We start from the raw sequence: 18,812 nt of genomic DNA, 5'->3' as shown, positions 1-18,812 counted from the left end.
CGAGCGTCTCAATGCACGCCGATGTTTGCAATACAGTGCCTTCCCATGGCCAAACCCCGCGCCGTGCTCTTCGACGCCTACGGCACGCTGTTCGACGTGTACAGCGTGGGCCTGCGCGCGGAGCAGCTGTTCCCCGGCCGGGGGGCGCGCCTGGCCGTGCTGTGGCGCGAACGCCAGCTGGACTACTCGCGCCTGGTCACCATGAGCGGCGACCCGGCCCACTACCGGCCCTTCTGGGAGCTGACCGAGCGCGCGCTGCGCTACGCCATCCAGGCCCTGGTGCCGCAGGCCGCCGAGCGCTGGGACGACTACGCCGAGGCGGCGGCCAGCCTGATGAACCAGTACCGCCACCTCTCGTCCTTCCCCGAGAACCGCGAGGTGCTGCAGGCCCTGCGCGCGCAGGGCGTGACCACGGGCATCCTGTCCAATGGCGACCCGGAGATGCTGGGCATCGCCCTGCGCAGCGCCGGGCTCGACGGCCTGCTCGACCACGTCATCAGCGCCGACGCGGCGCGCGCCTACAAGGTCTCGCCCACCCTCTACGCCCTGGGCGAGCAGGCCACCGGCCTGCCGCGCGGGCAGATCGTCTTCGTGAGCAGCAACGCCTGGGACGCGCTGGGCGCCACCTGGTTCGGCTACCAGACCCTCTGGGTGAACCGCGCCAACCTGCCCTTCGAACAGCTCGACACCCAGCCCACCGCGACCGGCACCCACCTGCGCGCGGTGCTCGACTTCTTCTGACACCCGCCCTTTCGCTTTTTCTTCCGGAGCCCTTGCATGACCCCACGCACCCAGATCCACAGCCTGCAGGTCGACACCGCGCTGTACCAGTTCATCAACGAGGAGGTGCTGCCCGGCACCGGCACCGAACCCGCCGCCTTCTGGCAGGGCTTCGACACCCTGGTGCGCGGCCTGGCGCCCAAGAACGCCGCCCTGCTGGCCGAACGCGACCGCCTGCAGGCCGAGCTGGACACCTGGCACAGCGCCAACCCCGGCCCGGTGCGCGACATGGCGGCCTACCGCAAATTCCTCGAAACCATCGGCTACCTCGTGCCCGACCCCGGCAAGGTGAAGGCGAGCACCAAGAACGTGGACGACGAGCTGGCCGTGCAGGCCGGCCCCCAGCTGGTGGTGCCCATCCTGAACGCGCGCTACGCGCTCAACGCCGCCAACGCGCGCTGGGGCTCGCTGTACGACGCGCTCTACGGCACCGACGTGATCGCCGAGGACGGCGGCTGCGAGAAGGGCACGCGCTACAACCCCAAGCGCGGCGCCAAGGTCATCGAATGGGCACGCCACGTGCTGGACCGCACCTGCCCGCTGAAGAAGGGCTCACACGTGGGCTCCACGGGCTACCGCGTGAAGGACGGTGAGCTGGTGGTCTCGCTGGCCGGCGGCGGCACCAGCAAGCTCGCCGATCCGAAGCAGTTCGTGGGTTACCAGGGCGACGCCAAGAAGCCGTCGGCGGTCCTGCTGGTGCACAACGGCCTGCACCTGGAAATCCAGGTCCGCCCCGACAGCGCCATCGGCAAGACCGACCCCGCGGGCGTGAGCGACCTGGTGGTCGAGGCCGCGCTGTCCACCATCCTCGACCTGGAAGACTCCGTGGCCGCCGTGGACGCCGAGGACAAACTGCTGGCCTACCGCAACTGGCTGGGCATCCTCAAGGGCACGCTGACCGAAACCTTCGACAAGGGCGGCCAGACGCTGACCCGCGGCCTCAACGGCGACCGCGAGTACACGGCGCCCAAGGGCAAGAAGGCGGTGCGCCTGCACGGCCGCTCGCTGCTCTTCGTGCGCAACGTGGGCCACCTCATGACCAACCCCGCCATCCTGTGGGGCCCCGAGGGCAAGGAGATCCCCGAGGGCATCATGGACGCGGTGATCACCACCGCCATCGCGGTGCACGACCTGAAGAAGGACAAGAAGCACCCGCTGCGCAACTCGCGCAAGGGCTCGGTCTACATCGTCAAGCCCAAGATGCACGGCCCGCGCGAAGTGGCCTTCGCCGACGAACTGTTCGGCCGCGTCGAGCAGCTGCTGGGCCTGGCGGCCAGCACGGTCAAGCTGGGCATCATGGACGAGGAGCGCCGCACCTCGGTCAACCTGAAGGCCTGCATCGCCGCCGCGCCCAGCCGCGTGGCCTTTATCAACACCGGCTTCCTCGACCGCACCGGCGACGAAATGCACACCGCCATGCTGGCCGGTCCCATGGTGCGCAAGGGCGACATGAAGGCCAGCGCCTGGATCCAGGCCTATGAGCGCAACAACGTGCTGGTGGGCCTGGCCTGCGGCCTGCGCGGCAAGGCGCAAATCGGCAAGGGCATGTGGGCCATGCCCGACCTCATGAAGGCCATGCTGGAGCAGAAGATCGCCCACCCCAAGGCCGGCGCCAACACCGCCTGGGTGCCCAGCCCCACCGGCGCCACGCTGCACGCCATGCACTACCACCAGGTGCTGGTGAGCGAGGTGCAGAAGGACCTGGAAAAGATCGACGCCGACAAGGAACGCGACACCCTGCTCACCGGCCTGCTCACCGTGCCCGTGAGCGCCAACCCGAACTGGAGCGCGGCCGAGAAGCAGCAGGAGCTGGACAACAACGCGCAGGGCATCCTGGGCTACGTGGTGCGCTGGGTCGACCAGGGCGTGGGCTGCTCCAAGGTGCCCGACATCAACGACGTGGGCCTGATGGAAGACCGCGCCACGCTGCGCATCAGCAGCCAGCACATCGCCAACTGGCTGCACCACGGCGTGGTCACCGAAAAGCAGGTGCGCGAGACCTTCGAGCGCATGGCCGCCAAGGTGGACAAACAGAACGCGGGCGACAAGCTCTACCAGCCCATGGCCGGCCGCGCCAAGACCAGCAAGGCCTACCAGGCCGCGCTCGACCTGGTGTTCAAAGGCAAGGAGCAGCCCAGCGGCTACACCGAGCCGCTGCTGCATGCCTGGCGCCTGAAGGTGAAGGCCGCGGCCTGACGGCGGGCACCGCCAGAAGGCGAGAAGGGCGCCGTTGGGGCGCCCTTCTCTTTGGCGGCCCTTGGTGGCCGCACATCAACCGCTTAAATCGTTTTCGCGAGTTCGAACATCACCGCCGTGCCCAGGGACTCGCGGATGTTGCCCCGGCCGACCTTGGCCATGGAGAACTCGCCGAAGCCCGACATGTCGAACGAGGTGTCGTCCGAGGAAATCTCGACGAAGGGCATGTCCATGGCCTCGCGCAGCAGCCCGCGGCGGAACTGCTCGAAGGCCGGGCCCTTGAGCGAGGAGTCGATGACCACGATGCCCGGCATGCGGTGCGCCGCCACCTCGCGGGCCTGGTCGAGGTCGACCACGCTGTCGGCGTTCACGCCGATCTCGCGCAGCGCCTCGCGCACGTCGGCGCGGATCTGCAGCGACGGCGACACCACCAGGGCGTAGATGTTCTGCAGCGTCTTGAAGGCCGAGGACGGGTCTTCGCTGATGTCGATGGCCGACACCCCGTCGATGGCCTGCACCGTGCGCTGGAACATCGCGACGGCGGTGATGCCCTCGGGCGTCACCCGCCGCTGCAGCTCGATGCCGCCGACGGAGGCGGCGATCTGGCGCACCAGCGCCCAGTCGATGTTGTCGAGTTCGGGCGTGCGCGACGAAGGCGACTCCTCGCCATGCACGCGCACCTGCAGCCGCGCGTGCGGCGGCCAGTCGTTCACGTCCACGCGCACGTCGATGCGGCGGCCCAGCGGCAGGGCCCAGTCGACCAGGGCGTTGAAGAAGGCGTGGGTGACGGTGGGGTCGATCAGCACCTCCACCGGCCTGAGCTTGCGCCGCATGTCCACGCCGATCAGCGCGAACTCCTTGCGGCGCTCCTGCAGGCAGGCCTCGGCCAGCTCGGCCAGGTCGAGCCGCTCGTGCGACTGGCGGATGTGCCCCGCGTGGAAGCGCTGCAGCTGCTGCATCACCACCGTGAGCCGCTTGATTCGCTCCAGCGGCACGCTCAGCGCCCACTGCTCCTGCTTGTCGAGGCGGCCCTGCGCCTGGAGCCGGTCGACGCCGCTTTGCAGCGCCTGCAGCGCGTCGCTGATCTGCCCCGCCGCGGAACCGAGCAAGGCCCCGCACTGCTGGGCCAGGGACCAGGGCTCGTCGCCCTGCTGCTGGCCCGCAGTGCCCGCCGCCTCGGGCTGGTTTTTCTTCGGAGTGGCCATGGTTTGTTTCAACACGTCGGTGATCCGCTGGAAGGTGAGACGGGGGCTCCGGGAGCGCCCAGGAAGCCCTTGCGTCGGGCCATGTACGAAATTTGCACCATGTTGAAGGGGGTGTACTCCCCCGTGTAGTCGAAAAGCTCGCTTTTCCGTGGAAAGCGGCACGCCGGGCGCCCCCGCGTCGGGGCCATGGGCCGTTTGCCACAATAGCCCTCATGCAGAATCCCGCCCCTTTCCCCGCCGCCCGGCCGCGCCGCCTGCGCCGCGACCCCTTCACGCGCGAGCTGGTGCGCGAGCACCGCCTGCACCCGTCCGACCTGATCTACCCCGTGTTCGTGCTCGACGGCGCGAACCGGCGCGAGGCCGTGGCCTCCATGCCGGGCGTCGAGCGCCTGAGCCTGGACCTGCTGCTGCCCGTGGCCGAGGACTGCGTGAAGCTGGGCATCCCGGCGATGGCGCTGTTCCCGGTGATCGACCCGGCGCTGAAAACGCCCGACGGCCAGGAGGCCACCAACCCCGACGGCCTGGTGCCACGCGTGGTGCGCGCGCTCAAACAGCGCTTTCCCGAACTCGGCGTGATGACCGACGTGGCCCTGGACCCGTACACCAGCCATGGCCAGGACGGCGTGCTCGACGAGGCGAACTACATCATCAACGACGAGACCGTGGCCATCCTGGTGCGCCAGGCGCTGACGCAGGCGGCCGCGGGCGTGGACATCGTGGCGCCCAGCGACATGATGGACGGGCGCATCGGCGCCATCCGCCAGGCGCTGGAGGCCGACGGCCGCATCCACACGCGCATCATGGCCTACAGCGCCAAGTACGCCAGCGCCTTCTACGGTCCGTTCCGCGACGCCGTGGGCTCGGCCACCAACCTGGGCAAGGCCGACAAGAAGGTCTACCAGATGGACCCGGGTAACAGCGACGAGGCCCTGCGCGAGGTGGCGATGGACATCGCCGAGGGCGCCGACATGGTGATGGTCAAGCCCGGCATGCCCTACCTGGACATCGTGCGCCGCGTGAAGGACGGGTTCGCCATGCCGACCTTCGTCTACCAGGTGAGCGGCGAGTACGCCATGCTCAAGGCCGCCGCGCAGAACGGCTGGCTGGACCACGACGCCGTGATGATGGAAAGCCTGCTCGCCTTCAAGCGCGCCGGCGCCGACGGCGTGCTGACCTACTTCGCGCGCGACGCCGCGCGGCTGCTGCGCGGCTGAGGCGGACCGGGCGATGCGGGTCTTTCACGTGCAGCCCGGGTCGGTGAGCGAAACCGCCGGGCTGCCCATGCTGCTGCCCGCGCGCGGCTTCCTCTGGGTGGCCTGCGGCCGACGCGAATTCGAGCTGGAGCACGGCCACGTGCAGGCCGCGCTGCAGGTGATGTGCGGCACCACGCTGGTGGACCTGCACGTGAGCGACCTGCTCAACAACCAGCTGCCCTCGCACTACGACTACACCTCGCAGTACGACATCCTGGTGTTCCGCCGCCTGGCCGCGGGACAGGCCGAGACCGACATGTCGCAGCCCGGCGCGGTGCTCACCGAACCCGTCAAGCGCAGCGGCCCGCCGGTGCTGCGGCGCATCGACACCAGCCCCGTGGGCTTCGCGGTGTTCGACCGCGTGCTGGTGACCGTGCACCCGGCCGGCTGCGGCGTGCTCGACCAGTACTCGGCGCGCCTGCTGGCCAGCGCCGGCGTGGCGCCGCGCGCCGCCGGCGCCGGCCTGCCCACCAGCCCGGCCGACCTGATGCTGCGCATCGTCAACCAGATGGTGGACGGCTACCTGGACCTGCGGCGCGAACTCACGCGCCAGCTCGACCACTGGCAGTCCGAGCTGCTGCAGCCCAAGACGCGCTTCACCAACTGGAATTCGCTGCTGGACGCGCGCATCTCGCTGCACAACCTCGACGAAATCTGCGAGGACCAGCGCAGCGCCATCCAGGACTGGATCGAGGCGCTGGAAGACTGGGAGCCCCTGGACGCCATCGGCGGGCAGCGTGGGCTGGAGCTGCTGAAGGTGCGCAGCCGCGACGTGCTGGAGCACATCGAGCGCGTGGTGCACCACGTGCGCCGGCTGGAGCAGAACGCCGAGACCGCCGTGCAGATGCACTTCTCGGCGCAGAGCAACCGCACCAACGACATCATGCGCACGCTCACCGCGCTGACCGCCGTGTTCCTGCCGCTGAACCTCATCGCCGGCATCTTCGGCATGAACTTCGAGTTCATCCCGTTCGTGCACGAGCGCACGGGCTTCTGGTGGGCCATGGGCTCGATGGCCTTCGTGGCCGTGGCGCTCAGCGTCTATTTCTGGCGCAAGCGCTACCTGCGCTCCTCGGGCCGCTGAGGTTCAGACGTAGGGCTCGGCCAGGCCTTCGTTGGCCATCACGCGCCGCAGCGCCGGGCGCTCCAGCACGCGCCGCAGGTAAGGCCCCAGGTGCGGCCGCTCGCGCGCGGGGCGCACCGGCGAATCGGGCGAGAAGTGCCGCGTCCAGCGGCACAGGGTGAAGGCGTAGGCGTCCAGCAGCGAATGGGCCTCGCCCAGGAACCAGGGGCCGCCGTGGCGCGCCAGCTCGGCGTCGAGCCGGTCGAGCAGCACGCCCACGCGGCGCTTGGCCACGGCCTTCACCTCGGCCTCGCTGGCGCCGCCCGCCTCGTTCACCCAGCGGTGCGGGTAGAAGTAGACGATGAGCGTGGCCTGCAGGGTGTTGGTGAGCCACATGAGCCACTTGTAGGCGTGCGCGCGCTCGCGCGTGCCCAGGGCGGGCATCAGCTTCGCCTCGGGGTGCGTGTCGGCGAGGTGCAGGCCGATGGCGGCGGTTTCATAGAGCACCAAGTCGCCGTCCTCCAACACGGGGATCAGGCCATTGGGGTTGAGCGCGCGGTAGGCGGGCGAATCGAGCGCACCGTGTTCGCGGTCGATGAGCAGGCGCTCGTAGGGCACGCCGAGCTCTTCGAGCAGGATGTGCGGCACCATGGCCGCGGTGCTGGGGTAGAAGTGCAGTCGGATCATCGGGGGCCCGGTTCGGTGAGGCCAAACAGCGCGGCGCCATTGTCCCAGGCGATCTTCTTCGCCACCTCGGGCGGCAGCGTGCCGAGCCAGGCGCGGTAGCCCTGCATCAGGCCGTCGTACTGCAGCCAGCGTTGGTTGACCCAGGTGTCCGAGCCGATGAGGAAGCGGTCGGGGTACTTGAGCAGCAGCGCGCGCCACTCGGGGCAGAGCGTGCCCTCGCCGCAGGTGAGGCCGGGGCGGTAGGACAGCTCGCCGTGCAGCCGCGGAAAGCGCGCAAAGAGCGCGTCCACGCGCGCCACGGACGATCCGCCAATGCCCGTGTGCGCCCAGATCAGGCGCGTCTGGCGGCCCTTGGAGGGCGTGTGGCCCATGAGCTTTTCCACCGCCACGTCGTCCACGTGGGCGAGGATGGCCAGCTCCTTCTGATCGGCCAGGGCCATCAGCTGCCTGGCCACCGGGCCATCGGCGTTGGCGCTGTCGTACAGGTGGAATTCGCCCAGGCCGCGGTAGGGGCCGGCGGGCGTGCCGCGCGCGAGCTCGGCGTTCACCATGTCCACGATGCTCGGGTCGCGGAACCAGTTGTTGTAGTCGGCGCGGTCGCGGTAGAGCCGCACGAAGGGCACCACGGCCACGCCAGCGGCCCGCGCCTGCTCGCCCGCCTGGGCCAGGGCGCGCGTGCCGTCGTTGGGGCGCGAATTGGCCAGGATGGCGCGCACCCCGTTGCGCTGCAGGCGGTCCAGCACATCGACCAGGGGGTATGGGCACTCGGGCCCGGGCGCGGCGGCGTGCCCGCAGGCCTCGACGTTGTAGTGCAGGTGGGCGTCGAACAGGGGGCCGCGGTACTGCGCGGCGGCGCTGCCGACCACCCCCGCCAGCACAAGCCCCAGCCAGCGGCGCCGCGGAACCGGCTGGGCCGAGCCGCGGGTGCCGCCCCCTCGAGGGGCGACGCGCGACGCGCGGCGGGGCTGCGCCATGTCAGCCCAGGTGCTGGGCGAAGAAGGCCAGCGTGCGCTCGCGCGCCAGCGTGGCGGCCGCTTCGTTGTACGAGCCGCGCTGGTCGCAGTTGAAGCCGTGGTTGGCGTGGTAGACGTGCACGGTGGCGCCGGGCTGGGCCTTCTTGAAGGCCTCCACGGTGTCGAGCGGGATCCAGTGGTCCTGGTCGCCGAAGTGCGCCATCACGGGCACCTGGGGCTTTCGCGCGGCCTCCTCGGGCGTGGTCATGCCGCCGCCGTAATAGGGCGCGGCCGCGCTCAGGCCCTTGAGCGTGCAGGCCGCGCGCCAGGTCAACAGGCCGCCCCAGCAGTAGCCCACGATGCCGACCTTGCCGGCCTGCGCGGCATGGTCGATCGCGGCCTGGATGTCCGGCATCACGCCGGGCGCGGGCAGCGCCTCCACGGCGGCCTTCAGGCCCATGCCCTCCTTCATGTCGGCCTCGGTGTAGCCGATCTCCAGATCGCCCTTGCCGATGCGCGAGAAGGTGCTGGGCGCCACGGCGAAGTAGCCCGCCGCGGCGTAGCGGTCGGCCACCGAGCGGATGTGCGAGTTGACGCCGAAGATTTCCTGCAGCACCACGACACCGCCCTTGGCCGGGCCGGCGGGGCGGGCGATGTAGGCGGGAAAGGCATGGCCGTCGGCGGCCTTGAGGGTGATGGTTTCGCTCATGCGCTGGCTCCTTGTGGGTGTGGAATGGACCGATGATCAGGCCTGCAGGCGGCGTTCGACGAAGTCGAGCCGGTCCTGGCCCCAGTAGACCTCACCATCGATGACGTAGGCCGGCGCGCCGAAGACACCCGCGTCGATGGCGGCCTGGGTGTGGGCGTCGGCCAGGGCCCGGCCTTCTTCGGCCTGCGATTGTGCGAGCCGCGCGGCGTCCAGGCCAGATTCGTGCAGCAGAACGGCCAGGGTGTCGGCGTCGGCGATGTCGCGCTCCTGCACCCACACGGCCGCGAGCACCGCGCCCGCCAGCCGCAGCGCGGCCTCGGTGCCGTCGCGCTCGGCCACCACGCTGATCAGCCGGCACGAGGCGTCGCCCGACACCGGGAAATGCTTCGGGTGCAGGTTGAGCGGCAGCCCGAGCCACTCGCTCCAGCGGCGCAGTTCCACCAGGCGGTAGGCCTGGCGCTGCGGCGCGCGCTTGCCCAGCGGCAAGCCACCCGACAGCGGAAAGATCTTGCCCAGGTCCATGGGCCGCACGCGCACCTCGGCGCCGGCGGCGCTGGCCAGGCGCACGAAGCGTTCGTGTCCCAGGTAGGCCCAGGGGCTCATGGTGGCGAAGTAGTAGTCGACCGTGCGACGCATGCCGTCTCCGTTTGGCTGTTGTAATGGACCTCGTTCGAGGACGAAGCTGTCCTTGTACGGCAAGCGCAATGGCTGTTGCAGGAGATCGGGAATGGGCGACAAGGTATTGCTGGTCACGGGCGGTTCGCGCGGCATCGGCGCGGCCACCTGCCGGCTGGCCGCGAAAGCGGGTTGGGCCGTGGCGGTGAACTATGCGGCGAACCCGCTCGCGGCCGACGAGGTGGTGCGCGCCATCCGCGCCGACGGCGGGCGCGCCATGGCCGTGCAGGCCGACGTGGCGGACGAGGCCCAGGTGCTGCGCCTGTTCGAGCAGGTCGACACCCAACTCGGCCGCCTCGGCGGCCTGGTGAACAACGCCGGCGTGGTGGACCGGCGCGCGCGCCTCGACGACATGGACGTGGCGCGCTGGCGGCGCATGTTCGACATCAACGTCATTGGCAGCCTGCTCTGCGCCCGCGAGGCCGTGCGCCGCATGAGCCCCCGGCACGGCGGCTCGGGCGGCGCCATCGTCAACCTGTCCAGCGCGGCCGCGCGCCTGGGCTCGCCGGGTGAGTACGTGGACTACGCGGCGTCCAAGGGCGCCATCGACACGTTCACCCTGGGCCTGGCCAAGGAAGTCGCGGCCGAGAACATCCGCGTCAACGCGGTGCGCCCGGGCTTAATCGACACCGACATCCACGCCAGCGGCGGCCGGCCCGACCGCCTGCGCGAGCTCGCCCCGCAGGTGCCCATGCAGCGCGGCGGCCAGGTCGACGAGGTGGCCAGCCTGATCGTCTGGCTGCTGTCCGACGCCGCGAGCTACACCACCATGAGCCTGATCGACGTGTCCGGAGCCCGGTAATGGACGACCCCCACGCTCCGCCGTTGCACGGGTCGCCGCCCCCCGAGGGGGCGCGTTCGGCCTTGGGGCGGCCCGGCGGCCGAACCCCCATCAAGCTGTACTGGGAAGACCTGAGCGTCGGCGAGACGCGCGACCTGGGCAGCCTCTCGCCCACGGCCGAGGAGATCGTGGCCTTCGCCAGCCAGTGGGACCCGCAGCCCTTCCACCTGGACCCCGAGGCCGCCAAAGACTCGGTCTTCGGCGCCCTGTGCGCCAGCGGCTGGCACACCTGCGCCATGGCCATGCGGCTCATGGTCACCAACTTCCTGCACGAGACCTCCAGCCTGGGCTCGCCGGGCCTGGACAGCCTGAAGTGGCTCAAGCCGGTGTTCCCCGGCGACACGCTCACGCTCAAGCACACCATCACCGAGAAACGCGTGATGGGCAAGCGCCCCGACGTGGGCCTGGTGCGCACCGTCTGGGAGATGGTCAACCAGCACGGCGAGCCGGTGCTGCGCATGGAAGGCTACGGCATGTTCCGGCTGAGGCACCCTGCCCAAACGGCCTGAAGGCGGCCACAATGCGGCGCGCTCATCCGCCGCCGCCATGGACTTCAAACCCCTCATCACCCTGCTGGCCATCGTCAACCCGCTGGCCATCGTGCCGTTCTTCATCCACTACACGCAGGGCTTCAGCCGCCAGCAGCGCCAGCGCACGGTGATGATCTCGGCCTTCAGCGCCTTCGCCGTGATCGCCACCTGCGCGCTGGTGGGCCTGCAGATCCTGGAGTTCTTCTCGATCTCGCTGGCCAGCTTCCAGGTCGGCGGCGGCATGCTGCTGCTGACCTCGGCGCTGTCCATGCTGAACGCGCGCCCGGCCGAGGCCAAGACCACCGATCAGGACCTCAGCGCCGACTCCCCGCGCACCAGCGTCGCCGTGGTGCCGCTGACCATTCCGCTGCTCACCGGTCCGGCCACCATGTCCACCGTGGTGATCTACGCCGACCAGGCCAAAACCTTCTTCCAGCACGCCATGCTGGTGGGCTACGGCGTGGTCATCGCCCTGGCCACGGCGGTCTGCTTCGCGTTGGCCGAGCCCATCGCGCGCGGCCTGGGCCAGACCGGCATCAACGTGATGACGCGCCTGATGGGCCTGATCCTCGCGGCCCTGTCGGTGGAGGTGATGGCGGCGGGGCTGGTGAAGCTGTTTCCCGCGCTGGGGGGCTAAGGCCATTGCAGGCCAGGAAAGCGGCCTGTGTGCATCACGCGACCTATCAAGCCGTGCGGTCAGGCGCAGGGGTACTGGGCGCGATCCGCGCGCAGGCCCGCGCCTCCGACGCGCTGGGCACAGGACGCAGAACCCAGGCAGGTGCGCAGGTTGGCCTCCCCGTACTGACCGGGCTTGGGCCCCGTCCCTCCGCTGAGCCAGCGGGCCCGAACGCGCGTGTCGCCACACCGGGGGGCCCGTAAGGAGAAGCAGTTGTTGGGCGGCAGGGTGTCGTGCGCGTGGGTGAGCATGGCGATGCCTTCGGCGATCGACAGCGGCCAGCGCCCCGCCCGCGCGATGGCCGCCGCCGCGTCCTCTAGCTGCGGTCGACGAGGCGGCTGATCCGCCCCGCCTTGAAGGAAAACTCCGAGCGCCCCCGCAAGGCCAGGACCGCGCCAGCGGATGGGCCACCGGGCAGATCGACGGCCAGCCTGGCGCGGTACGCCACATCGGCCACTGCGGCGTCCTGCTGAAACCGCAGCCGGACGATGCGTTGTTCGCGCTCGGCGAACTGGAGCATGGATTGCTCTGCGAGCGCCCGGAACGCTTGTACCCCGTCCGTGGCGTGGGTCAGTTGCCCGCCCGAATGGTTTTCGAAACGGACGTCCGGCGACAAGAGCGCCAGCATGCCCTCCAGGTCGAAGCCCTGATAGGCGCGCAGGTAACGGTGGATCAGCTCCTTCATGTCTGTTTCGCTCATGCTGCGTCCATTCCGGCTCGCCCGCGGGTTGGCAGGAAAGCTCGTCGACACCGGGGCATCACAGGAAGGCCTGCGCGATCACGGCGCTGGCCAGGAAGGCCCCCGCATTCGCCAGCAGCGAGACGACCACGATGCGCCAACCCAGCCGCCGCAGCACCGGGAAGTCCTTGGCAAGCGCCAACCCCGCGAGCGCCAGCACCGGCGTGACCAGCGGCAGCAAGCCCACCTTGGCGACCAGGGGCACCAGTGCGCCGGCCCACGCCGTGCCGGGGTAACCGACCGCGATGCCCACCAATGACACCCAGAACAGCGTCGGCACATGGGTGCGCCGGAACGCCCTGCCCAGCCCCATGCCCGCCAGGGTGACCGCCATCACCACCGCCATTCCAGGCAAGGCGTCGAGCACGGGAATCTTGCCCGCGATCTGGTTGCCCACCAGCGCCACGGCCGACGCGATCACCAGTGTGGAGACGACGGCGCCCAAGGACGGGATCTCATCCTCGCGGATGTCGGCGATCGCGTCCGCCACGTCATCCGCCGAGGACGCCGCGGGCGCGTCCTGGGCCGGCCGTGCGCGGTACAGCCAGGGCCGCAGTCGCGCATACAGCCAGTTCGCCAGCGGCAGCGACACGAACAACATGATGTAGGTGCCAATCACCGTCGTGATGATGTTGCTGGCCGCGGCGAGGGCCTGCATCTCGCCGGCCCGGTCGGGGAACTGGCTGGACAGCGCGCCCACCGCAGCCGCCGTCATGCTGCCCGAGCCGATGCCCGCCGCCATGCCCAGCGCCAGTGGATCGAAGAGGCCCAGACTGGCGACCAAGCTCACGAACAGCGCGATGAACAGCGTGCCGAAAACCGATCCGGTGATGTACTCGGCCAACACGCCGCGGCCTTCCGCCGAATTCATGCCGTAGCGCTCGGCAATGATGGCCACGCCGGCCTCGCGACCAATCGAGAATGTGGCGCCCACCGCTTCGCGCTGAATGCCCAGCAACAGCGCCACGGGCATGGCGATCAACAGGGTGCCGACGAAGTTGCCGATCTCCTGGAAGAACAGGATCCAGCCGGCCTCGATCACTTTGGACAGATTGTCGGCGACGATGAAGCCCAGCTTGGCCACGAACAGCAGGATCACGATCTGGACCATCCGCGAAGCGCGCTGCTCGGTCTGGATGGCCGCCGCAGCACCGCGCTGCTGTCGGTGGTACATCGCGCTGAACGCCGCGCCGATAAGCAACGCCCAGAGAAAGGGAAACAGGGTGACCTTGGTGACGCCGAGCGGCACGGACACGTTGCCGATCCACTCGCTGGCGAGAACCGATATGGCGAGCGCGCCGTACAGCGCGAACAGATGCGGCGGCGCGGCCGTGCGCAAGGGCGCCCGGGTCGCGGTGATCGATGGTGGCATGGTTGGTGTCTCCTCTCAGGGGTTGGGACGTCCGCCCAGCTCGGCATGCACCAGCGCTACCCAATAGGCGGCGCCGAGCGGCAGGATCGCATCGTTGAAGTCGTAATAGGGGCTGTGCACCGGCGGGTCGTTGCCCGTTTCGCCAGCGCCGATGGTTATCCAGGCGCCGCGGCAGCGCTGCAACATGAAAGCGAAGTCCTCCGACCCCATGGTGGGCACCATGGCCGTGTCGACGTTGTTCGCGCCGACCAGACGCGCCGCCGCTGAGGCCGCCAAACCAGCCTCGCGCTCGGTGTTGACGACACTGGGATAGCCGTGTCGGTAGTCGAGCCCGATCTGCGTACCGCTGGTTCGTGCCACACCTTCGCAGACGGCGCGCATGCCACTCTCGATGGCTTGCTGCACGGACGCCCCCAGGCTGCGCACGGTGCCGCGCAGCACCACCGTCTCGGGCAGCACGTTCCAGGTGTCGCCCCCATGGATCTGCGTCACGCTCAGTACACCCGCTTCGCTCGCGCCGATGCGCCGGCTGATCAGGGCTTGCAAGGCACCCACGAGCTGGGCCGACGCCACGATGGCGTCGACGCCGAGTTCTGGCAAGGCCGCATGGCAGCCCTTGCCGGTCACACCGATCTCGAAGGTGTCGAGCGCCGCCGACATGGTTCCGCTGCGCAGCGCGAAGCGGCCACGCGCCAGCGTGGGAAAGTTATGCATGCCATAGACGGCATCGCAGGGAAAGCGGTCGAACAACCCCTCGCGGACCATTTCGCGCCCGCCGCCCTCGGTCTCCTCGGCCGGCTGGAAGATGAAACGCACCGTGCCCTGGAAGCTACGGTGACGCGCGAGGTACTCGGCGGCACCCAACAGCATGGCCGTGTGGCCGTCGTGTCCGCACGCATGCATCTTGCCGGCGCAGCGCGAGGCGTACCGCCGTGCGCCCAGCTCTTGCAGGTGCAGCGCGTCCATGTCGGCGCGCAGGCCGATGGTGCGCCCCTCGCCGTTCGACAGCGTCGCCACGACGCCGGTGCGGGCCAACCCCACCGTCACGTCCAGGCCCATCAGTCGCAACGCCTGCGCGACGATGGCGGAGGTCCGATGCTCCTCGAATGCGGTCTCCGGGTGCGCGTGGAAGTCGTGGCGCCAAGCAAGCATCCTCGCACCGATGTCGTCGTCGATGCGCATCGCGATCGGGTCGGTGGCCACAGGCTCAGGTCGCCACATCAACGATCGCCTTGATCTCGAGGTACTCCTCAAGCCCAGCCACGCCGCCCTCGCGCCCGTTGCCGGACTGCCGGTAGCCGCCGAAGGGCACGCTCCAGTCCATCGGAGCACCGTTGAGGCCGACCTGGCCGGCGCGCAGTCGGGTGGCGACCGAGCGTGTTCGTGCCGCGTCGGCACCGAACACGAAGGCATGCAGGCCGTACTCGGAGTCGTTGGCCATATCCACCGCCTCGTCGACGCTGTCATAAGCCAGGATGGACAGCACCGGGCCGAAGATCTCCTCACAAGCAACACGCATGCCCGGATCGACGTTCGCGAACACCGTAGGCCGGACGAAGCACCCCGCCTCCAGGCCGGGCGGACAGTCGGGCCCACCGGCGACGAGTTCTGCGCCCTCGTCGAGACCGCTGCGCACCAGGGCTTCTATGCGCTCGCGCTGGACCCGGTTGACCACCGGTCCGATGGTCGTGTCCGCCAATGCGGGATGCCCGACGCGTTGCCGCTCGGCGATCTGGCGCGCCAGCGCAGCGGCTTCTGCCATTCGGGCTCTCGGCACCAGCAGGCGCGTCGGCGCGTTGCACGACTGCCCGCTGTTGAAAAAGCAAAACTCGGCCGCCCACGACACTGCGGTGGTGAGATCGCCATCGGGCAGCACGAGGCAGGGCGACTTGCCCCCCAGTTCCTGCGACACGCGCTTGATCGTGTCCGCCGCGGCCTTCGCGACCGCGATTCCGCCCCGGGTGGAGCCGGTGAAGGACACCAGGTCCACGAGCGGGTGGCTGACCAGCGCCTGGCCCGTCAACGCCCCCGTGCCGTGGACAAGATTGAACACCCCGGCCGGCAAGCCGGCCTCGACCAACACCTCGGCCAGGATGTCGGCACAGCCCGGCGTCGCCTCGCTGGGCTTGAGCACCATGGTGCAGCCTGCAGCAATCGCCGGGGCGACCTTCTGCACCATCTGGTTCAGCGGCCAGTTCCATGGTGTGATGAGAGCGCAAACGCCGATCGGCTCGCGCACCAGCGTCGAACGGCCCTGTACATGGCTGAAGCGGTAGGCACGCAGTACCGCGATGTGTTCGCGCAACTGCTCCAGGCCGATCGTGGCCTGCCACTGGCGCGCGACCGTGATCGGCGCCCCCATCTCGCGCGAGATCGATTGGGCCAGGTCTTCTTGCCGGCTCGCCAGCAGGGACAACGTGCGCTCGAGGATGGCCAGCCGTTCGGCCACGGACACCTGGGAAAAGGCCGGAAAGGCAGCGGCCGCCGCGCGAACGGCGGCGTCCACGTCCTGTGCATCGGCCACGGGCAGTTGGCCTGTGACCCGGCCGTCGGCGGGGTCGACCATGGTGAGGGTCTGTGGGCTGCGCGGCACGACCCAGGCGCCGCCGATGAAGAAGCGGTTGGAGGCCATGGCGTCACCCCCTCGGCACCGAGCAGCCCGTGACGGCCTCGGAGACCAGTTCGTCACCGGCGATCATTTCGCAGTAGCGCGCGATAGCCGAGTTGTCGTGCCCGCTGCCAAGCAACCCCAGGGCGGCCGACCAGGTCTCCCGGCATTGCAGCGTGAAGGGCGCGGTCGTTCGGGTCTCACGCGCCAGATCGGCTGCGATCGTCAGGTCCTTGAACATCAGGTCCAGGCGGAACGCCGGATGGAAGCTGCGCGAAAGGATCTGCTGCTTGGCCATAAAGCGCGTCGCGAAGTTCTCGCCGGACGAGCAGTTCGCCACGTCGACCAGTGTCGCGGGATCGAGACCGGCGCGCTGTGCAATGAGCATGGCCTCGACGGTGATCAGCACGCCGCTGGCGAACATAAGGTTGTTCAAGGCCTTCACCGTTTGCCCGGCGCCGACGGCGCCAGCGTGGTGCACGGTCGTGCCCATCGCGTCGAGCAGGGGCCGCGCGCGCGCCAGGTCCTCCAAACCACCACCGAACATGACCGTCAGTTCTCCCGTGGCGGCGCGCGCCGGGCCTCCCGACACCGGCGCATCGACCAGCGAGACACCGACGGACCGAAGCGAATGCGCCAGGCGCTGGGTCGTCGATGGCGAACCCGAGCTCATGTCGATGACCAACGCGCCTTCGGCCAAGCCGGGTCGCAGCGCCTCGACGACCTCTTCCACCTGCAGGCTGCTCGGCAGCATCAGGACGATGCTTCGGCAGCGACGGGCGAGGTCGTCGAGTCGCTCGACCGCGCAGCACCCGGTCTGCTCGGCCAGCAGGCGCGCCCGCTGCGGCAGCGCATCGTGAACGCATGGCGCAAAGCCGGCGGCCTGCAGACGGGCGGCCATCGGCCAACCCATGCTGCCCAGGCCAACGAAGCCGACGCCGCCCGACAGGGCACCGTGTCGCGCGCCGTTCATGACGCCTCCTTGGACAGCTCGCCCAGATCTTTCAGGGTGGCCAGCACCGTCTGAAACGCGCTGCCGCCCGCCGGCACGCCGGCATAAACCGTGGAGTGCAGGACAACTTCGCGAATTTCTTCGGCCGACAGGCCGTTGCGCAATGCCGCCTGCACATGCAGGCGAAGCTCTTCCTGCTTTCCAAGCGTCACCAGGATGGCCAACGTGGCCACGCTGCGCGAGCGCCGGTCCAGGCCGGGGCGGTTCCAGACCTCGCCCCAGCACCAGCGCAAGACGCTGTCTGCGTATGCGTTGAAGAATGCCTCGGTGCCCGCGGCGGGCGGTGGAAGGTCAATACCCAGGACCTCACGGCGGGTCCTGATGCCGTGTTCGAGAAGCTCGTCGGGTGTCACGCGGTTCCTTTGCTGAATGGGATGCGAGCGCATCTTCCGGTGCGGCCGCGTGGGCCACAAGCATCGAATTCAGCACGGGTGTTGCCGTTTGAGGAACGCGGATGGCTCCAGCGCACACTGCGCTTGTCTGCCACCCTTCGCGCATTGCATCATTGGCCATGTCCTCTGAGCGAGCCCTCCGCTACTTCCTCACGGTCGTGCGCACCGGATCGATCCGTCGCGCGGCGGATCAACTGTATGTCGCGGCCTCCGCGATCAGTCGGCAGATCGCCGACCTGGAGGAGCACTACGGCGCCCCGCTGCTCGAACGCATCCCACGAGGCGTGGTAGCCACGGAGGCCGGCAGGGTCGTGCTGGAGCATGCCTTGCACCTCGCACAGAGCGAGGCGGACCTGCGCGCGCGGCTGCTGCGTCTGCAAGGCGCCCATGAGGGCGTAGTGCGCATCATCTGCGGCTCAGGCTGGGAAGCCGATCTGATGCGAAACGGTCTGCGCGCGTTCGCCGCCGCGCATCCTTTGGTGACCTGGCGCGTGGCCATCGGCCCGGCGCGCGACATCCTGGACAGCCTGTTCCAGGGTGATGCCGACATCGGCCTGTTGTTCGATCCTCCCGCGACTGAAGGGCTGGAGTCGCTGATGGTGGTCCCCGGAAAGATGCACGCGCTGCTGCCAGTGCCCGAATACGCCGAGGTGCGTGGACCGAAGTGGCTGCGCGAACTTGCCCACGTTCCGGCCGCGGTGCACCCCGAGGGTTACACGCTGCGGCATGCGCTGTCGCAGATAGAAGCGAACGAGCGGTTTCGCTTGCACATACAGCTCGAGACCGAATCGGCCGACCTGCGCTTTGGCTTCGCCAACGCCGGCCTGGGTATGCTCATCGCACCGGTCGAGATCAGCCGCGAGTACCCGGGCCTGCGCGAGGGGCGGCTGGCCGCCGTCGAGCTGCTGGACCCACAACTGCGCAATGCTTGCGCGCACCTGCTGGTGCGTGCCGGACGCAAGCTACCCGAAGCGGTGGCCAGCCTGGTCGAGATCCTTTCCACCCGGATGGCCGCTTTTCGCCGCTAGCGCAAGGCCCTGCGCGCTGCCTGCGCCAAGGCCGACCGTTCAGGAGGACGCGGCGATCGGCGTCCGGCGTGCCGAGCACGCACGCCTTGCAAG

Annotated in this window: 19 protein-coding genes; 8 read left to right on the top strand and 11 right to left on the bottom strand. The window is 69.4% G+C overall.

Annotation, left to right across the window (positions count from 1 at the left end; translation table 11 throughout):
• Positions 1 to 45 precede the first annotated feature (45 nt).
• Positions 46 to 741: a haloacid dehalogenase type II gene (locus JNX00_RS01705; RefSeq protein ID WP_070400276.1), complete on the top strand. Its 696-nt coding sequence runs from the start codon at positions 46 to 48 to the stop codon at positions 739 to 741.
• Between the two features lie 36 nt (positions 742 to 777).
• Positions 778 to 2,976, top strand: coding sequence for a malate synthase G (locus JNX00_RS01700; protein ID WP_070400275.1), 2,199 nt, complete (start codon positions 778 to 780; stop codon positions 2,974 to 2,976).
• Between the two features lie 83 nt (positions 2,977 to 3,059).
• Here JNX00_RS01700 and JNX00_RS01695 read toward each other — a convergent pair whose 3' ends face one another.
• Entirely contained in the window at positions 3,060 to 4,181 is a 1,122-nt protein-coding gene (locus tag JNX00_RS01695) for a hypothetical protein (RefSeq protein WP_204743899.1), read from the bottom strand.
• A gap of 212 nt (positions 4,182 to 4,393) precedes the next feature.
• Between JNX00_RS01695 and hemB the strand changes: the two genes are divergently transcribed.
• Positions 4,394 to 5,395 (top strand): porphobilinogen synthase, encoded by a 1,002-nt coding sequence (hemB, locus tag JNX00_RS01690; RefSeq protein ID WP_070400273.1) that lies wholly within the window; start codon positions 4,394 to 4,396, stop codon positions 5,393 to 5,395.
• A 13-nt stretch (positions 5,396 to 5,408) separates the two neighbouring features.
• Entirely contained in the window at positions 5,409 to 6,518 is a 1,110-nt protein-coding gene (locus JNX00_RS01685) for a magnesium transporter CorA family protein (RefSeq protein ID WP_070400272.1), read from the top strand.
• A gap of 3 nt (positions 6,519 to 6,521) precedes the next feature.
• Here the strand turns inward: JNX00_RS01685 and JNX00_RS01680 are convergent, their stop codons facing one another.
• The 4 genes from JNX00_RS01680 to JNX00_RS01665 are packed head-to-tail and all read right to left on the bottom strand — an operon-like array spanning position 6,522 to position 9,482.
• The gene (locus JNX00_RS01680; protein WP_070400271.1) at positions 6,522 to 7,184 is read right to left on the bottom strand and encodes a glutathione S-transferase family protein; all 663 of its coding nucleotides are present in this window, start codon (positions 7,182 to 7,184) and stop codon (positions 6,522 to 6,524) included.
• Positions 7,181 to 8,158, bottom strand: coding sequence for an amidohydrolase family protein (locus JNX00_RS01675; RefSeq protein WP_204743898.1), 978 nt, complete (start codon positions 8,156 to 8,158; stop codon positions 7,181 to 7,183). The genes JNX00_RS01680 and JNX00_RS01675 overlap by 4 nt, the downstream gene beginning before the upstream one ends.
• A 1-nt stretch (position 8,159) precedes the next feature.
• Positions 8,160 to 8,846 carry a dienelactone hydrolase family protein gene (locus JNX00_RS01670; protein ID WP_070400270.1) on the bottom strand — a complete coding sequence of 229 codons (687 nt, stop codon included), beginning with the start codon at positions 8,844 to 8,846 and terminating at the stop codon, positions 8,160 to 8,162.
• A 36-nt stretch (positions 8,847 to 8,882) separates the two neighbouring features.
• Positions 8,883 to 9,482 (bottom strand): 2-hydroxychromene-2-carboxylate isomerase, encoded by a 600-nt coding sequence (locus tag JNX00_RS01665; protein ID WP_070400269.1) that lies wholly within the window; start codon positions 9,480 to 9,482, stop codon positions 8,883 to 8,885.
• A 91-nt stretch (positions 9,483 to 9,573) separates the two neighbouring features.
• Between JNX00_RS01665 and JNX00_RS01660 the strand changes: the two genes are divergently transcribed.
• Genes JNX00_RS01660 through JNX00_RS01650 form a run of 3 tightly spaced genes read left to right on the top strand, consistent with a single transcriptional unit; the run spans position 9,574 to position 11,529 of the window.
• Positions 9,574 to 10,323 carry an SDR family oxidoreductase gene (locus tag JNX00_RS01660; protein ID WP_204743897.1) on the top strand — a complete coding sequence of 250 codons (750 nt, stop codon included), beginning with the start codon at positions 9,574 to 9,576 and terminating at the stop codon, positions 10,321 to 10,323.
• Positions 10,323 to 10,871, top strand: coding sequence for a MaoC family dehydratase (locus tag JNX00_RS01655; RefSeq protein WP_239478233.1), 549 nt, complete (start codon positions 10,323 to 10,325; stop codon positions 10,869 to 10,871). Before JNX00_RS01660 ends, JNX00_RS01655 begins: the two co-directional genes overlap by 1 nt.
• A gap of 37 nt (positions 10,872 to 10,908) precedes the next feature.
• Complete coding sequence (locus tag JNX00_RS01650; protein WP_070400266.1) at positions 10,909 to 11,529, top strand: MarC family protein; 621 nt, start codon at positions 10,909 to 10,911, stop codon at positions 11,527 to 11,529.
• 355 nt (positions 11,530 to 11,884) lie between these two features.
• On the opposite strand, the gene JNX00_RS01645 is transcribed toward JNX00_RS01650, so the two are convergent.
• The 6 genes from JNX00_RS01645 to JNX00_RS01620 all read right to left on the bottom strand — a co-directional run bounded on the left by JNX00_RS01645 (position 11,885) and on the right by JNX00_RS01620 (position 17,652).
• Positions 11,885 to 12,253, bottom strand: coding sequence for a nuclear transport factor 2 family protein (locus JNX00_RS01645; protein ID WP_239478232.1), 369 nt, complete (start codon positions 12,251 to 12,253; stop codon positions 11,885 to 11,887).
• A gap of 73 nt (positions 12,254 to 12,326) precedes the next feature.
• A complete protein-coding gene (locus JNX00_RS01640; protein WP_204743895.1) occupies positions 12,327 to 13,679 on the bottom strand; it encodes a DUF3100 domain-containing protein in 1,353 nt (450 codons plus the stop codon).
• A 15-nt stretch (positions 13,680 to 13,694) separates the two neighbouring features.
• Positions 13,695 to 14,861, bottom strand: coding sequence for a M20 aminoacylase family protein (locus JNX00_RS01635; RefSeq protein ID WP_204743894.1), 1,167 nt, complete (start codon positions 14,859 to 14,861; stop codon positions 13,695 to 13,697).
• Between the two features lie 25 nt (positions 14,862 to 14,886).
• Positions 14,887 to 16,311, bottom strand: coding sequence for an aldehyde dehydrogenase family protein (locus JNX00_RS01630; protein WP_204743893.1), 1,425 nt, complete (start codon positions 16,309 to 16,311; stop codon positions 14,887 to 14,889).
• 4 nt (positions 16,312 to 16,315) lie between these two features.
• Positions 16,316 to 17,260: an NAD(P)-dependent oxidoreductase gene (locus JNX00_RS01625; protein WP_204743892.1), complete on the bottom strand. Its 945-nt coding sequence runs from the start codon at positions 17,258 to 17,260 to the stop codon at positions 16,316 to 16,318.
• Positions 17,257 to 17,652, bottom strand: a complete 396-nt coding sequence (locus tag JNX00_RS01620) for a carboxymuconolactone decarboxylase family protein (protein WP_204743891.1) — start codon at positions 17,650 to 17,652, stop codon at positions 17,257 to 17,259. The genes JNX00_RS01625 and JNX00_RS01620 overlap by 4 nt, the downstream gene beginning before the upstream one ends.
• 158 nt (positions 17,653 to 17,810) lie before the next feature.
• Here JNX00_RS01620 and JNX00_RS01615 point away from each other — a divergent pair, with 158 nt between their 5' ends.
• A complete protein-coding gene (locus JNX00_RS01615) occupies positions 17,811 to 18,719 on the top strand; it encodes a LysR family transcriptional regulator (RefSeq protein ID WP_204743890.1) in 909 nt (302 codons plus the stop codon).
• Positions 18,720 to 18,812 lie beyond the last annotated feature (93 nt).

Source organism: Hydrogenophaga sp. YM1 (genome assembly GCF_016903055.1).
Taxonomy (GTDB): domain Bacteria; phylum Pseudomonadota; class Gammaproteobacteria; order Burkholderiales; family Burkholderiaceae_C; genus Hydrogenophaga; species Hydrogenophaga borbori.
The sequence above is the reverse complement of the archived record's forward strand: the minus strand, read 5'-3'. Positions and strand labels throughout refer to the sequence as shown.

Bases quoted from the DNA above. Each gene is read 5' to 3' on its own strand.
- JNX00_RS01705 (WP_070400276.1), top strand. From the start codon at position 46: ATGGCCAAACCCCGCGCCGTGCTCTTCGACGCCTACGGCACGCTGTTC.
- JNX00_RS01700 (WP_070400275.1), top strand. From the start codon at position 778: ATGACCCCACGCACCCAGATCCACAGCCTGCAGGTCGACACCGCGCTG.
- JNX00_RS01695 (WP_204743899.1), bottom strand. From the start codon at position 4,181: ATGGCCACTCCGAAGAAAAACCAGCCCGAGGCGGCGGGCACTGCGGGC.
- hemB (WP_070400273.1), top strand. From the start codon at position 4,394: ATGCAGAATCCCGCCCCTTTCCCCGCCGCCCGGCCGCGCCGCCTGCGC.
- JNX00_RS01685 (WP_070400272.1), top strand. From the start codon at position 5,409: ATGCGGGTCTTTCACGTGCAGCCCGGGTCGGTGAGCGAAACCGCCGGG.
- JNX00_RS01680 (WP_070400271.1), bottom strand. From the start codon at position 7,184: ATGATCCGACTGCACTTCTACCCCAGCACCGCGGCCATGGTGCCGCAC.
- JNX00_RS01675 (WP_204743898.1), bottom strand. From the start codon at position 8,158: ATGGCGCAGCCCCGCCGCGCGTCGCGCGTCGCCCCTCGAGGGGGCGGC.
- JNX00_RS01670 (WP_070400270.1), bottom strand. From the start codon at position 8,846: ATGAGCGAAACCATCACCCTCAAGGCCGCCGACGGCCATGCCTTTCCC.
- JNX00_RS01665 (WP_070400269.1), bottom strand. From the start codon at position 9,482: ATGCGTCGCACGGTCGACTACTACTTCGCCACCATGAGCCCCTGGGCC.
- JNX00_RS01660 (WP_204743897.1), top strand. From the start codon at position 9,574: ATGGGCGACAAGGTATTGCTGGTCACGGGCGGTTCGCGCGGCATCGGC.
- JNX00_RS01655 (WP_239478233.1), top strand. From the start codon at position 10,323: ATGGACGACCCCCACGCTCCGCCGTTGCACGGGTCGCCGCCCCCCGAG.
- JNX00_RS01650 (WP_070400266.1), top strand. From the start codon at position 10,909: ATGGACTTCAAACCCCTCATCACCCTGCTGGCCATCGTCAACCCGCTG.
- JNX00_RS01645 (WP_239478232.1), bottom strand. From the start codon at position 12,253: ATGAAGGAGCTGATCCACCGTTACCTGCGCGCCTATCAGGGCTTCGAC.
- JNX00_RS01640 (WP_204743895.1), bottom strand. From the start codon at position 13,679: ATGCCACCATCGATCACCGCGACCCGGGCGCCCTTGCGCACGGCCGCG.
- JNX00_RS01635 (WP_204743894.1), bottom strand. From the start codon at position 14,861: ATGCGCATCGACGACGACATCGGTGCGAGGATGCTTGCTTGGCGCCAC.
- JNX00_RS01630 (WP_204743893.1), bottom strand. From the start codon at position 16,311: ATGGCCTCCAACCGCTTCTTCATCGGCGGCGCCTGGGTCGTGCCGCGC.
- JNX00_RS01625 (WP_204743892.1), bottom strand. From the start codon at position 17,260: ATGAACGGCGCGCGACACGGTGCCCTGTCGGGCGGCGTCGGCTTCGTT.
- JNX00_RS01615 (WP_204743890.1), top strand. From the start codon at position 17,811: ATGTCCTCTGAGCGAGCCCTCCGCTACTTCCTCACGGTCGTGCGCACC.